1 protein-coding gene is annotated in these 236 nt (G+C 58.1%); it reads left to right on the forward strand.

Annotation, left to right across the window (positions count from 1 at the left end; all coding sequences use genetic code 11):
• Positions 1-236, forward strand: a 236-nt coding sequence (locus SB764_RS44600; RefSeq protein ID WP_410867387.1) for a hypothetical protein, incomplete at both ends; no start/stop codon positions are given.

Raw genomic sequence — 236 nt, forward strand, 5'->3', positions numbered from 1 at the left:
GGATCTTCTGCGCTGGCTGGACAAAGGTAACTTCACCTTTCTGGGATACCGGGAATACGACCTCGTTGATGTCGACGGCGAGGACGTCTTGGAACTCCGTGAGGACAGCGGCCTTGGGTTGCTTAGAACGGGCGACGACACCCGCCAGATCCAGCACCTCACGGACGCGGGTCGCAAACGTGCTCGTGAAAAGCGCGCTTTGGTCATCACAAAAGCGAACTCTCGATCCACCGTTC

It is taken from the genome of Paraburkholderia sp. SIMBA_027 (assembly GCF_046535315.1).
GTDB classification, from domain to species: Bacteria; Pseudomonadota; Gammaproteobacteria; order Burkholderiales; family Burkholderiaceae; genus Paraburkholderia; species Paraburkholderia tropica.